Origin of the sequence: Gleimia europaea ACS-120-V-Col10b (assembly GCF_000411155.1) — a bacterium.
Taxonomy (GTDB): domain Bacteria; phylum Actinomycetota; class Actinomycetes; order Actinomycetales; family Actinomycetaceae; genus Gleimia; species Gleimia europaea_B.
The window spans coordinates 965,634-979,544 of the sequence record NZ_KE150266.1; the positions used below are offsets into that span (position 1 = coordinate 965,634).

Genomic DNA, 13,911 nt, shown 5'->3' on the forward strand with positions numbered 1-13,911 from the left:
GCGTATTTACAAGGAAAGCCCCGTGTCGCCAAAACGCTGAAAACTCAGCATCGAAGAAATTACACAACGATATACGATCGTAAATACCGCAATTTACGAAACGGTTGTGTTACCACAATAGTTTTGGGGCTGGAGAAAGTCACACAACTCTCTCCAGCCCCAACTGTCAAGGTCAGTTAAAGCTTCTAAGAAGCCTTCCTGATTAACCGTCCAGCACCGCTGCGCGGCCCGCCTCCAGACGAGCCACCGGAACGCGGAATGGCGAACAGGACACGTAGTTCAGATCCGTCTTGTGGAAGAAGTGGATAGAATCCGGGTCACCACCGTGCTCACCACAAATGCCGAGCTTCAAGTTCGGCTTCGTGCTACGGCCCCGCTGCGCGCCCATGCGCACAAGTTCACCCACGCCGCGCTGATCAATGGTTTCAAACGGCGACACCCCAAACACGGAGTTCTCGATGTAGGTGGGGAATATCGTGCCCTCCACGTCATCGCGCGAGAAGCCCCACACCGTCTGAGTCAGGTCGTTTGTGCCAAACGAGAAGAAGTCAGCATCACGGGCCAAATCATCAGCGGTGATAGCCGCGCGTGGAAGCTCAACCATACAGCCGATCGGGAAGTCGTGCTCCACCTCGAAAGCGGCGATCTCGGAGCGAATCAAAGCTTCAGCTTCGACACGCACCTTGTGCAGCTCACGAACCGAACCGACGAGGGGAACCATAATCTCTGGGCGAGGATCCAGCCCCTCCTTCTTGAGCTTCAGCGTAGCCTGCGCGAGAGCGCGGATCTGAAGCGCGAACAAGCCCGGCAACAAGATACCTAGACGAACGCCGCGAGTACCAAGCATCGGGTTGGTCTCATGCAGGCGACGAACCGCCTCCAGAACCTTGCGATCCTCCGCCGAAAGCTCCTCACCCTGAGCACGCTGCACCGCAGCCTTCACCTCAAGCTGAGTGAGATCCGGGAGGAACTCGTGAAGTGGCGGGTCGATCAAACGAACCGTCATCTCTCGGCCATTCATCACGCGCAGCATGTCCTCAAAATCAGCAAACTGGAGGCGCTCCAGCTCCGCAAGTGCCTCCGCGCGAGCCTGCGACTCAGCGGGGGAGAGAATCACGCGCTCAACCAGGGCGCGACGCTCACCAAGGAACATATGCTCCGTACGGCACAGGCCAATACCCTGCGCGCCAAAGCTAAGTGCGCGAGCCGCATCGTCTGGCGTATCCGCATTCGCACGCACAGCCAGGCGACGCCTGTGATCAGCATGCGTCAAAAGACGATCCACCGACTTAATCAAGTCCGCAACCATCTCATCATCTGCAGCCGCCGCAAGACCAGCCTCAAGGCCCTCAGCGAGGTAGGTAGTCACAGCCGAATCAGTAACCGGAACATCACCAACGAACACCTCACCGGTCATGCCGTCAATACCAATCACGTCGCCGTGATGGAGAACCTGGTCGCCAACCTGAATGAACTTCTTCTTTTCCTTAACAACCAGTTCCTCAGCGCCAACAACAGCGGTTTTACCCATGCCACGCGCAACCACGGCCGCGTGCGAGGTCTTTCCTCCGCGAGCGGTAAGAATACCCTCGGCTGCAACCATGCCCGGAAGATCATCCGGGTTAGTCTCACGGCGAACCAGAATAACCTTCCGGCCTTCCTCGGCAGCAACAACGGCGTCCTCATTATTGAAAACAATCTCACCAACGGCAGCGCCCGGCGAAGCGGCCATAGCCTTCGTCAGCAAAGTCTTTTTCGCCTTCGCATCAAACTGCGGGAACATCAGCTGGGTCAGCTGCTCACCCGTCACGCGAGTAAGCGCCTCATCCATGTCGATCAAGCCTTCATCAACCAGCTGGGTAGCAATGCGAAATGCGGCGGCAGCCGTGCGCTTACCAACACGCGTCTGCAACATCCACAGTTTGCCGTGCTCAATCGTGAACTCGATGTCGCACAGGTCCTGGTAGTGCTTCTCAAGCTTATCCATGATCGCAAGTAGCTCGTCGTACGACTTCTTGTCATGCGTTTCCAGCTCAACCAAAGGCTCCGTGTTGCGAATACCGGCAACCACGTCCTCGCCCTGAGCGTTCATCAAAATATCGCCGTACACGCCCGAGTGGCCGGTGGAGGGGTCACGTGTAAAGCAAACACCCGTGCCCGAATCCTCACCCATGTTGCCAAACACCATGGTCTGAACGTTTACAGCGGTACCAAGATCATCCGAAATGCGTTCGCGGCGGCGGTAAATCTTGGCGCGCTCCGTGTTCCAAGACAGGAATACCGCTTCAATACCAAGATCAAGCTGTTCGCGCGGATCCTGTGGAAAGTCGCGGCCCGCCGCTTCCTTAGTGATCTGTTTGAACTCGACTACGAGCTCCTTCAGATCCTCTGCGGAAAGCTCGTGGTCAAAGTGAACGCCGCGCCTTTCCTTAATGTTGTCTAGCGCGTCCAAGTAGAGAGCACCATCAACGCCAAGCACGGTGTCACCAAACATCTGCACCAGGCGGCGGTAGGAGTCCCACGCGAAACGCTCGTTGCCCGAAACCTTTGCAAGACCCAGCACGGACTCGTCGTTGAGGCCAATGTTAAGCACCGTATTCATCATGCCCGGCATCGAGAACTTTGCGCCCGAACGAACCGACACGAGTAGCGGATTGTCCGGATCGCCGAGCTTGCGTCCCATCTTCTCCTCAACCGAAGCCAAATTTTCCGTGACTGCCGGCGCAAGCTCCGCCGGAACCCCACCCTGCTTCATATACTCACGGCACGCGTCCGTAGTAATCGTGAACCCAGGAGGAACCGGGAGCCCAAGCTTGGTCATCTCGGCAAGGTTTGCACCCTTACCACCAAGCAAGTCCTTCATGTCTTTATCGCCCTCGGAGAAGCGGTAGACGTACTTGACCATTCGTGGCCTCTACTTTCTATAACCGAATTTCTACATAGCCACGCCATCGCGGCTAGTGCTCGCACACTGCTCCCAGGGTAACAACTTGGAACCAAGTTGCGTTAACTGAGAGCCATCGCTGCAAAAATGCTCACACTTTGTGCAACAATAACCTCCCGGCCCTAGAACCGGGAGGTCACGTGAAAGACTCGCCACCCTGCAGCGGGTTAGCGAACCGGCGTGAAGGTAAAGTGCTGCTCCCCTTCCTCGCCTTCAACATCCACGCGCACAGTGTCGCCACTCTTGATCTCGCCAAACAGGATCTTCTCCGACAGCATGTCTTCAATCTCCCGCTGAATGGCACGGCGAAGGGGACGAGCACCAAGCACCGGATCGAATCCCTTATCCGCAAGCAGCAAACGTGCGGCCTCGGTCATCTCCAACTTCATATCCTGTTCACGCATACGCTCATCCAGCCGCGCGATCATCAGATCAACGATCTTAACGATCTGCTCCTTCTGCAACGGCGGGAATACGATCGTTTCATCCACGCGGTTCAAGAACTCGGGGCGGAAGTGCTGCTTTAGCTCCTCATTCACCTTCTGCTTCATGCGATCGTAATCATTCGCCTGCGCACCCGTGGCTTGGAAGCCCGTAAGCACACCCTTATTAATGTCGCGCGTACCCAGGTTCGTGGTCATGATGATGATCGTGTTCTTGAAATCAACCACGCGGCCCTGCGAATCCGTCAGGCGACCCTCTTCCAAGATCTGCAATAGCGAGTTGAAAATATCGGCGTGCGCCTTCTCCACCTCGTCGAACAGTACCACGGAGAACGGGCGGCGACGCACCTTCTCGGTAAGCTGACCGCCCTCGTCGTAACCCACATATCCCGGAGGGGCACCGAACAGGCGCGAGGCCGTGTGTTTTTCTGAAAACTCCGACATATCCAACTGGATCAGGGCTTCCTCATCGCCGAATAGGAACTCGGCAAGAGCCTTCGCAAGCTCCGTCTTCCCCACGCCCGTGGGGCCCGCAAAAATGAACGAGCCGCCCGGACGCTTCGGATCCTTCAAACCCGAATGGGTGCGACGAATCGACTGAGACAGAGCGCGAACCGCGTCCTCCTGGCCAATAATGCGCTTGTGGAGCTCCGCCTCCATGTTGAGAATCTTGTGCGACTCAGCCTCCGTCAGCTTCACCACCGGAATACCCGTAGCCATTGCGAGAACTTCCGCGATCTCAGCCTCGCCAATCTCGCCGATCGTGTCCATGTCGCCAGCGCGCCACGAACGCTCCTTCTCTTCGCGCTGCTCCGTCAGCTTCTTCTCCTCATCACGAAGCGCGGCCGCCCGCTCGAAGTCCTGATCGTCAATCGCGGACTCCTTATTACGACGCACCTTAGAGATACGCTCATCCAGTTCGCGCAGCTCTGGCGGCGCCGTCATACGACGAATACGCATACGTGCACCGGCCTCGTCTACAAGATCGATAGCCTTATCCGGCATGAAACGATCCGATACGTAGCGATCAGCCATCTGCGCTGCGGCCGCAAGCGCCTCATCCGAAATGATGATCCGGTGATGCGCCTCGTAACGGTCACGAAGTCCCTTCAAGATTGCGATGGTCTCTTCAACCGAAGGCTCTTCTACCTTTACCGGCTGGAAACGACGCTCCAAAGCCGCGTCTTTCTCAATGTGCTTGCGGTACTCCTCCAACGTGGTTGCACCAATCGTCTGGAGCTCACCGCGCGCCAGCATCGGCTTCAGAATCTGGGCCGCATCAATCGCGCCCTCAGCCGCGCCCGCGCCCACCAGCGTGTGGATCTCATCAATGAACAAAATGATGTCGCCGCGCGTGCGAATCTCTTTCAGTACCTTCTTCAAACGCTCTTCAAAATCGCCACGATAACGCGAGCCCGCCACCAGCGAACCCATATCGAGACTGTAAATCTGCTTATCGTGCAGGGTCTCGGGAACATCGCCACGCACAATCGCCTGCGCAAGGCCCTCAACCACAGCGGTCTTACCCACACCCGGCTCACCGATCAGCACCGGGTTGTTCTTGGTGCGACGCGACAGAATCTGCATCACGCGTTCCATCTCTTGCACGCGACCAACCACCGGGTCAAGCGACCCCTCGCGAGCAGCATTCGTAAGCGAGCGGCCGAACTGCTCCAGCAGCGCCGAATTCGTCTGCGGCTCGCGCGCCGGACCGCCCACGCCCACGGCCTCACGCCCGCCGCCAGCCTGGCGCTGGTAGCCGCGAAGTAACTGGATAACCGTCTCACGCAACTGCCCCAAATCGGTGCCGAGTTCGACGAGAACCTTCGTAGCCACGCCCTCGCCCTCACGAATCAAACCGAGCAGCATGTGCTCCGTTCCGATGTAGTTATGGCCCAGCTGGAGCGCCTCACGCAGAGCAAACTCCAAAACCTTCTTTGCTCGCGGGGTAAACGGAATCGTGCCCTCGGGAGCGGACGAGCCCTTACCGATCATCTCCACAACCGTAGCCCGGACAGCCTCCGGCTCAATCCCGGACATCTCCAGAGCTTTAGCGGCAACGCCCTCGCCCTCTTCAATCAACCCCAGCAACAAATGCTCAGTGCCGATGTAGTTGTGATTGAGATTGCGTGCCTCATTCTGCGCTAACACGACAACGCGGCGGGCGCGGTCGGTAAACCTCTCGAACATAGTCAGCCTTCCTAAAAATCTACTAACTACACAGTAGAGGCACGGCTACTTAAAATCGCGTTTGTTCACCATAAGCGAGAAACGCGCCGGCTCACGCCTCTAGGAGTATCGTCACCGGCCCATCATTTGTGAGCGAAACCTGCATGTTGGCCCCAAACACGCCCGTTTCCACGTGCAGGCCGTGCTTTGAACGCAACTGCTCGACCACCGCAGCAACTAGCGGCTCAGCTACGTCACCGGGCGCGGCCGCCTGCCACGTGGGGCGCCGCCCCTTACGTGCATCCCCATAAAGCGTGAACTGGGAAATCACCAGCACCTGCGCGTCCACATCCGTAGCGGACTTCTCGTCATCCAAAATGCGAAGCGAAGCGATCTTACGTGCGATCGTCTCCACCTGTGCCGGGCCGTCATCGTGCGTCACCCCCACCAGCACGCAAAGCCCCTGGCCCGAAACTGCGCCCACGACCTCACCGTCAACTGATACCGAGGCGCCCTGAACGCGCTGAATCACAGCTCTCACAGCGATCGCCCTCCAATCCCAAAACCGCCCGGGGTACCCGGATTAGCCACTCCTGGCATTTCGCGGCGCGCCTTGCGAAGCTCCTCGCCCGGCCGCTCCTTGGGTGACGCGGAAGAACGCCCCAGCGGATCCACAACCACTTCCTGCGCCGCCGCTACCTCACCCTCACTCGTTTGCACATCAAGTTGCGCATCCAGCGGTATCGCCCGGCGAATGACCGCGAGCGCTATCGGCCCCCAATCGGCGTGACGCGCCACCGAAGTAACTTGGCCAACCCGGCGATTGTTCAACACCACGTTCGCGCCGGGCTTCACCACGCGCGATTGCGAACCATCCAGTTGCAACAGCACCAACCTGCGCGGCGGCTTCCCCATGTTCACAATGCGCGCTACGGACTCCTGGCCCGAATAGCAACCCTTATTCAGGTGCACAGCCGTGCGCAACCAGTCAAGCTCGTGCGGAACCGTTTTCTCATCCACCTCGCGCCCCCAGCGCGGGCGCAGATCTTCAATCCGCAAGGCCTCCCAAGCGTTGCGTCCAGCCCAGCTACCGCGCTTTGCCCACGCGGACGCAAACTCTGTAAGCTGCGCGCGATCCACCCCGTGTAGGGCCCGCGTGCGGCCCTGCGCGGGGTGGGCAAAGCCCTGCGGAGTGTAGCTAGCCCCGCCCTCGGTCACCCCCGGCCACGGATCCACCCACGTAAATAGGTAGCCCGGCAAGTCAGGTACCACCTCGTTTGCAACCCGGTGCCAATCATCCGCGCCTGTCTTCACCATGCTTCCAACAATCGCGACCTCGCTAGTCACATTGCGCACTTCCACGCGCAACATGAACTGCATGCGCCCCAAGAACTCGGTTAAGTCACCCGCCTTCGCCCCCTCCACCAGGAGCGTTGTAACCTGTCCATCATCAATAATCGCGATTGCGAAACTGATGCGGCCATTCGGGTCTAGCAGAAGTAGCTCGCGAGACTCACCCGGCGGTAACGGGTTTACTACCTGCGACGAGATGGTAGTTAGCCACGAAAGGCGGTCTGGCCCCGAAACTTGCACTACCCCCAAGTCCGACAGATCAGACAGTGCCTGGCCCGCCTCCAACTGCCACTGCTCGCCGCTGAAATCACCAAAGCGAGCCGGCACATCCTCATCAAACTCATCCGGCACGGCCCCGGGCAGGTCAAGCAATGGTGAGCGCATCACTGTTCCTTCTCAAACGTCTCGATTGGTTTGGCTTCCTCAACGCGGGCCACTCGGCCCGAGATCACGAAGTCTCCCTTATCGGTATTCAAGGTCTCGGTAAAGAAAATATCGGAGTTCACCAGCCCCAGCATCCGCTCCCCCAGCGAGGCAGCCGGCGCCCCCTCCTTATGCACGGCCGTATCAATCAACAGACGTATACGCGGGCCTTGCACCCTGCCCACCCACAGTCCGGCAATACCGTCCGTAGAAGCAGAGGTCACCTGCAGGTAGTTGTCCTCCCCCTCAGTATCCTTAAGCACCTTCCAATACGCGGTCTCGTCACTACAAACACCGCTGCGCACAAGCATGTCGCTTCCCTCCAACGCGCCCACCTGCGCGTCGACCTCCACCACCGCGTCCGTATTAAACACGGTGAGGCGGGTACACACCTGCTCGCCCACCACCTGGTTGTCAAATGCGAACGTAACCAGGTTGTTGCCATCCGGCGCGGCCTGCGTGCCCCAACCAACCCAAGTTCCAAGCAGCCAGGTTAGGGGCGCAACCTGACTGGGAAGATTCTGCGGAATAACGATCATGTATTCAGGCTAAAGCCACGGGCGGACAATTATTTTAGGCATGCGGGCAAACCCCCACATGGCCAGCAAGTTATGCAAACAAAACCGCGAGATAAGTCCTAAAACAGGGCTCCTACTCGTACTATCACATAGATAGGCATCACTGCCAGCAGGAACTTCATTGCCCCGCGTGCAAGCGCGCCAGCCTCAGACATGCGGCGATAGTGCTCCCCAAACAGCATGTCTACGATCACGATCACGCCGCCCACGCCCAAACCAATCAGAGCGGACATTAGCAACAGTGACGTCTTTGCCGACGCGGTTGATGATGCGTTTGCAAACGCGAACGACAGCAGGCTGGCAGGTTCTCCCACCGCGAGCGCAATCAGGACGATCGCGATAGAACTGAAGGGGCCGAGCAATAGCGCCCAAAGTGCGTTTGCGCCCGCACTTGCGCCCAACTGATTACCAATCATGGTGACAATAAGTGCGAGCGCAGCAGTGACCATAATGGCAGACCACACTTCTGACTTGCACAGCGTCACCCAAGCGCTCCCGATCGCCACCACGAAGCCGCCAAACACTGAGGCTGAAAGCGAATGAAGAAGGTCTGCGCGCGGAAGGGGACGGGTGGCCTCCATGACGGCAGCTACCAGCACCACCAGACCAAGCCCCACGGTTGCCCACGCAAAATCGTCACTCACACTAATGGCAATCAAAGTGATAAAACCGACGACCAGTATGGTCACTAGCGATGTGTGCCGCACCGGGGTTTGCACCAGATCAGCCCAACCACGCGCGAAAATCACCACGGCAGCCACAACTACAAGCGTTACTACGGCCCTCGTGTCGAACACCAGGTAACCAACCACGACGGACGCCGCCAGCAAGATCGCGACCGTGGCGGAAAGATAGCGAGCTGGAATCGACAGGATTTGCCCCGCCTTACTGCGAACTTGCGTTCCTGCGCGACGCTGAGATGCGCCCGTCCTCTGCAAACTCCTAGACGCATATGAGGGCTTTGCCGCATCCGCCCCCTCCTTCGGGGCGGACAGTCCGGGAGCCGCCCGGCGCGAAGCACGCCTGTGCTTGCGCAAATTGTTTGTTGGCTGGTTTTGCACATTCTTGTCTTCCACACCCAAATGCTCCCATACTTTCAACCCAGAATCCCCACCACAACAAGCAACACCTGAGCGTGGCAAATAAACTTACGCTAAACATCGAACATTTTGGGGTGCACACTTCAAAATATGCATTACTATTGAAACAGGCACCGAACCAACTATGCCCCGGGCTCCAACTTCTGCCGCCACGAGCGGCCTTCGCGCCGACAGGCGCATTTTGGTTCGGTGTCTTTTACTTGCCCAGTTGGCTATTTTGGTGAGCTAGTCTTCTAAGCCCAACTCATCGCGAAAACCGCGCGACGCATTTGACTCAAACTTCAAAACCCCAAGCAAATCAAGGGTTGCTGGATGAACCTCTTGCGGCGCCAAGTCGAAGTCACTGCCTTGCTCCTGCATCAAGAACACGGTCTCCGTGTCGCGCACGCACTCCCACTGTGAAATGACGTCCACCACCGCATGCTGAATTCCCGGAACGTCATCCGCCCGCAACCGCAACATCACGTCATACTCGCCCGTTGTCACCGCGTAATAGTCGAGCTCTGAAAGGGCTCCGAGCTGCATTCCGAACTGCTTCCACTTGCTTTGATCAAGCGAGACGAACACAAAGGCACTCACCTTCTTGCCAATCAAGCTCGGATTGATATCTATTGTGAAGCGTTCGATCACACCGGCCTCAACCAAAGTGTTGAGCCGCGCATAGGCATTCGAACGCGAAATCCCCACGGCCTCGGCAAGCGCCGCAACGGACATGCGCGAATCGCGACGCAACTGGCGTAGGATCTCCAGATAAGTTTCATCCATTACAAAATCTGGATCTTTGGAATGCTCACCGCTCATAAACCAATTCTAACGAGACACAATGACGAAAACCAGAGGAATAATAAAACAAACTGTCGCAGACTCTTCTCGATTTGAAATAACATCTACCGAATATGCGGGCACTGTGGACGCGAAGACATCCAATACGAATTTCTTGCCCGTGGTTTAATGTGGGTGTGTCTGCGGTAACCTAAGTTGATGTGGCGCGCGAAGCAGGAGTCTCGCGCGGCCTGGTCTCCCTTGCCATGTCAGGTAGCCCAAACGTTGCCGCCGATACTCGCGAGCGCATCATGCAGACCGCGCAAAAACTTGGGTACACTCGTAACCTCGGCGTAGCCATGCTAGCGGCAAAAGCTTCCCCAATCGTTGGCATCGCACTACCAAACCTTGAAAACCCTTTCTTTGAATCCATAGTGACTGCCATCCAACACGTTGCAGATACTCGCGGCATGCTTGCACTAACCGCCACAGCATCATCCTCAGCCGAACGCGAACGCAAAGTCATTGAATCCTTTCAAAGCTTGCGCGCAAGCGGGCTCATTATCGTTTCCCCAACGCTTGACAACAGCGCTCTGGCCGAACTCTCACAGGACATTCCGTTATGCATCGTCGGCGCCCCTTCTGCCGGTGGTAGCAGCATGAGCGTACATATTGATGAGACTTATGCGATTCATCTGGCCATCAATCATCTTTTAGACTGCGGTTTCGAGCAGCTAGCATTCTTTTCGGTACCGCCGGAAGCGGCGGCAGACTCCGCATCAAAAGAACGCGTTGCCGCCTACAAGAAAGCATGTAAAGAATACGGACTACAGCCGCGAGTGGTGCGCGCGCAAACCCTAATTAGTGCAGCAAAGAAGATCTAAATCTCTTCTTTACCCAAACCTTCTGGTGGTAGCCGCATCCCTTTCATTCACCGGGATGCGGCTACCACTATAAACGCCGTAAACCCGCAAACACAAGGATTTAAGCGCTGACAGCAGCGTCAAATACATTACCGAAATTGAACTAACGATTACTGAAATAGGTCAAAACGGTAAAGTACACTAATCTTGAATCTGCATGTGACCAACGACCGCGTATTGGAGTATGACAAGTGCGTTTTTCAAGGTCCAACGACGACAACATCTTCTTCACCCTTTTTACAAAGCAAGCCACCCTCCTCGTGTCAGCGGCCGAGCTCCTCGCAAAAATTCACGGCGCAGCCCCTGAGCGGCGTGTAGCTCTTCGCGATGATCTACACAATCTCGAACAGCAATGCGACGAAATCACTCATGAGATCGCCGAACGACTCAACCAGACGTTCGTCACCCCCCTCGACCGCGACGACATCACGTACATTTCCAGCCGCCTCGACGACTGCATGGACTACATGGACGAAGCCGGTGACCTAGTTGTCCTTTACAAGGTAGATGAACTACCGCCCGGAGTTGCAGAACAGCTCAACGTAATCCAGCGTTGTTGCGACCTCACGGCACAAGCTATGCCCCACCTCAAGACCCTGGGTGGTCTGCGCGACTACTGGGTAGAAATTAACCGCCTCGAAAATGACGGAGACCAGGCCTACCGCCGTACCATCTCTGACCTGTTCGAATCCGGTAAAGATGCTGTCGAAATCATCAAGCTCAAAGACATTATTGAAGTCCTCGAAAAAGCAATCGACTCCTTCGAAGCACTCGCTAACGGCGTAGAGGTCATTGCTATCAAGGAGTCCTAAGCCGTGGATCTGAACCTCATCCTCGTCATAGTCGTAATCGTCATCGCCCTTGGCTTTGACTTCACCAACGGCTTCCATGACGCGGCAAACGCCATCGCGACCTCAGTGTCCACCAGAGCGCTCACGCCTCGCGCGGCACTCGGCATGGCAGCGGTCATGAACATCGTTGGCGCGCTCCTGGGTACCGAAGTTGCCAAAACCATCGGTGAAGGCATCATCGATATCCAACAGTTCACTTACTCCACCGACCCCACCTTGCAATTGCACGGGCTCGGAATTATTCTTGCAGCACTCATTGGCGCCATCACCTGGAACCTCATCACCTGGTGGTTTGGACTGCCGTCCTCGTCCTCACACGCCCTCATCGGCGGACTTGTGGGCGCGGGCTTTGCATCCTCCACCACCGTGCTGTGGGGCGGCATTACCATGCAGGTCATCATCCCGATGTTCCTCTCGCCGCTCGTAGGCTTCTTCCTCGCCTACCTATTCATGGAGCTCACGCTCTTTGCCGTACGCAAACTTCCCTACCATCGCACCATGCGCAAGTTCCGCTTCGCTCAAACCGTGTCCGCCGCCGCGATGGCACTTGGTCACGGCCTGCAAGACGCCCAAAAGACGATGGGTATCATTGTCATGGCGCTCCTTGCCGGCGGCTACGGCGAGACCCACAGCGTGATCGTGGACGGCGAACTCACAATCCCCACGTGGGTAAAGCTCGCTGCGGCACTCGCAATCTCGGCGGGCACCTATTCTGGTGGCTGGCGCATTATGCGCACCCTCGGACGCCGCGTCATCGAGCTTGACCCGGCGCGCGGATTCATTGCCGAAACCGTTTCTGCCACCGTCCTCTATTTCACGGCATTCGTTGTGCACGCACCGATCTCCACCACGCACACCATCACCTCGGCAATCATGGGTGTTGGCGCCACCAAGCGGCTCTCCGCAGTACGGTGGGGCGTGGCCGGAAACATCGTCGTCGCCTGGTTCCTCACCCTTCCCGCGGCCGCCGCAGTAGCAGCAATAATCTACCGATTACTGCACCTAGTGTTACCGTAGGGATTGATGAGAGCTTTTAACCACAACGCGAAGCCCCGCTACATTGGCGGGGCCCTCGCTTTCGCCCTCCTGTTGTCCGCCTGCTCCACCACCTCGGCGCTTGAGCTCAAGGTGGGCAACTGTCTTGACCTGCCTAACGACGCTGAAATGTCCGCCGGATTTGAACTGACAACCGTTAAAACAGTTTCCTGCAGCAGTGAACACGAAGCCCAGGTGTACGCCGAAAAAGAACTAGCTGGAAACGAGTTCCCCGGTACCGACGCAATTCAAGACATCGCCGCCGAGTTTTGCACCGAAGAGTTCAAAACGTTTGTGGGAAGTGAAATCGGCACCTCGACGCTGGATATCTATCCGCTGATGCCCACCGCTGAAAGCTGGGAACAGGCAGGCGACCGCACACTCCTTTGCGTTGCCATCAGCCCCACACCAGTTACCAACACGTTTGAGAACTCCAAGCTGTAGCTCTTCTTCGCGCCGCGCGTCCAAGAGATTCAGATAACCGTACATACATAGTTTGAGGGCGAGGATCCAATCCTCGCCCTCAAACTATCGAAAAGGTCTATCCGAAGCGGCCGGAAATGTAATCTTCAGTTGCCTTTTCTGTGGGGTTAGAGAAGATCTTCGACGTTTCGTCGATCTCCACCAGGCCACCCGGCTCACCGGCCGCACGCAGGTTGAAGAAGCCCGTGCGGTCCGAGACGCGCGCCGCCTGCTGCATATTGTGGGTGACAATCACGATCGTGTAGTCGTCCTTCAACTCCATCATGAGATCTTCAATCGCGAGGGTTGAGATGGGGTCGAGTGCCGAGGCCGGCTCGTCCATCAGCAGGATGTCTGGCGAAACCGCGATTGCTCGCGCAATGCAAAGCCGCTGCTGCTGGCCACCCGAAAGGGAAGAACCGGGGCTGTTCAAACGATCCTTGACCTCATTCCACAGGTTCGCGCCACCCAAGGACTCTTCCACCAGATCGTCCTGATCCGACTTTGGCATTCTCTTGTTATTGAGCTTGATACCGGCCAGAACATTTTCGCGAATACTCATTGTTGGGAATGGGTTTGGACGCTGGAACACCATGCCGATAGAGCGGCGAACCTGCACCGGATCCACATCCTTGTCGTAAATGTTCTTGTCCCCAACCTTCACACTGCCCGTCACGCGAGCACCCGGAAGCACCTCGTGCATCCTATTCAGCGTGCGCAGGAACGTGGTTTTTCCGCATCCCGACGGGCCAATCAACGCAGTGATCGACTTCGCGTAGATCCGCATATTCACATCTTTCACGGCCAAAAAATCGCCGTAATAAATGTTTTCGTTCTCAACAATGATCTCTTTAGCCATCGTTTTCTC

12 protein-coding genes are annotated in these 13,911 nt (G+C 57.0%); 4 read left to right on the plus strand and 8 right to left on the minus strand.

The genetic code is table 11. From position 1 onward, the window contains the following. Nucleotides 1–202 precede the first annotated feature (202 nt). The 7 genes from ppdK to HMPREF9238_RS04440 form a co-directional block, all read right to left on the minus strand. Nucleotides 203–2,905, minus strand: a complete 2,703-nt coding sequence (gene ppdK, locus HMPREF9238_RS04410) for a pyruvate, phosphate dikinase (RefSeq protein ID WP_016444246.1) — start codon at nt 2,903–2,905, stop codon at nt 203–205. Between the two features lie 206 nt (nt 2,906–3,111). Beyond that, a complete protein-coding gene (locus tag HMPREF9238_RS04415; protein ID WP_016444247.1) occupies nt 3,112–5,577 on the minus strand; it encodes an ATP-dependent Clp protease ATP-binding subunit in 2,466 nt (821 codons plus the stop codon). A gap of 91 nt (nt 5,578–5,668) precedes the next feature. Then, nucleotides 5,669–6,097 (minus strand): D-aminoacyl-tRNA deacylase, encoded by a 429-nt coding sequence (dtd, locus tag HMPREF9238_RS04420; RefSeq protein WP_016444248.1) that lies wholly within the window; start codon nt 6,095–6,097, stop codon nt 5,669–5,671. Next, the gene (gene ygfZ / locus HMPREF9238_RS04425) at nt 6,094–7,293 is read right to left on the minus strand and encodes a CAF17-like 4Fe-4S cluster assembly/insertion protein YgfZ (RefSeq protein WP_016444249.1); all 1,200 of its coding nucleotides are present in this window, start codon (nt 7,291–7,293) and stop codon (nt 6,094–6,096) included. Before ygfZ ends, dtd begins: the two co-directional genes overlap by 4 nt. Next, on the minus strand, nt 7,293–7,871 hold the full coding sequence (locus HMPREF9238_RS04430; protein ID WP_016444250.1) for a heme-binding beta-barrel domain-containing protein: 579 nt from the start codon (nt 7,869–7,871) through the stop codon (nt 7,293–7,295). The genes ygfZ and HMPREF9238_RS04430 overlap by 1 nt, the downstream gene beginning before the upstream one ends. Before the next feature lie 98 nt (nt 7,872–7,969). Then, nucleotides 7,970–8,986 carry a hypothetical protein gene (locus HMPREF9238_RS04435; protein ID WP_016444251.1) on the minus strand — a complete coding sequence of 339 codons (1,017 nt, stop codon included), beginning with the start codon at nt 8,984–8,986 and terminating at the stop codon, nt 7,970–7,972. A 249-nt stretch (nt 8,987–9,235) separates the two neighbouring features. After that, nucleotides 9,236–9,811, minus strand: coding sequence for an Lrp/AsnC family transcriptional regulator (locus HMPREF9238_RS04440; RefSeq protein ID WP_083938917.1), 576 nt, complete (start codon nt 9,809–9,811; stop codon nt 9,236–9,238). A gap of 182 nt (nt 9,812–9,993) precedes the next feature. Here HMPREF9238_RS04440 and HMPREF9238_RS04445 point away from each other — a divergent pair, with 182 nt between their 5' ends. From HMPREF9238_RS04445 to HMPREF9238_RS04460, 4 genes are all read left to right on the plus strand, one after another. Next, nucleotides 9,994–10,656 carry a LacI family DNA-binding transcriptional regulator gene (locus HMPREF9238_RS04445; protein ID WP_016444253.1) on the plus strand — a complete coding sequence of 221 codons (663 nt, stop codon included), beginning with the start codon at nt 9,994–9,996 and terminating at the stop codon, nt 10,654–10,656. A 230-nt stretch (nt 10,657–10,886) separates the two neighbouring features. After that, complete coding sequence (locus HMPREF9238_RS04450; protein ID WP_016444254.1) at nt 10,887–11,507, plus strand: DUF47 domain-containing protein; 621 nt, start codon at nt 10,887–10,889, stop codon at nt 11,505–11,507. Nucleotides 11,508–11,510: 3 nt separating this feature from the next. Continuing rightward, nucleotides 11,511–12,563, plus strand: a complete 1,053-nt coding sequence (locus tag HMPREF9238_RS04455; RefSeq protein ID WP_016444255.1) for an inorganic phosphate transporter — start codon at nt 11,511–11,513, stop codon at nt 12,561–12,563. Between the two features lie 6 nt (nt 12,564–12,569). Beyond that, nucleotides 12,570–13,025: a septum formation family protein gene (locus tag HMPREF9238_RS04460; protein ID WP_016444256.1), complete on the plus strand. Its 456-nt coding sequence runs from the start codon at nt 12,570–12,572 to the stop codon at nt 13,023–13,025. A 97-nt stretch (nt 13,026–13,122) separates the two neighbouring features. Here the strand turns inward: HMPREF9238_RS04460 and pstB are convergent, their stop codons facing one another. After that, nucleotides 13,123–13,902: a phosphate ABC transporter ATP-binding protein PstB gene (gene pstB, locus HMPREF9238_RS04465; protein WP_016444257.1), complete on the minus strand. Its 780-nt coding sequence runs from the start codon at nt 13,900–13,902 to the stop codon at nt 13,123–13,125. Nucleotides 13,903–13,911: the final 9 nt, after the last annotated feature.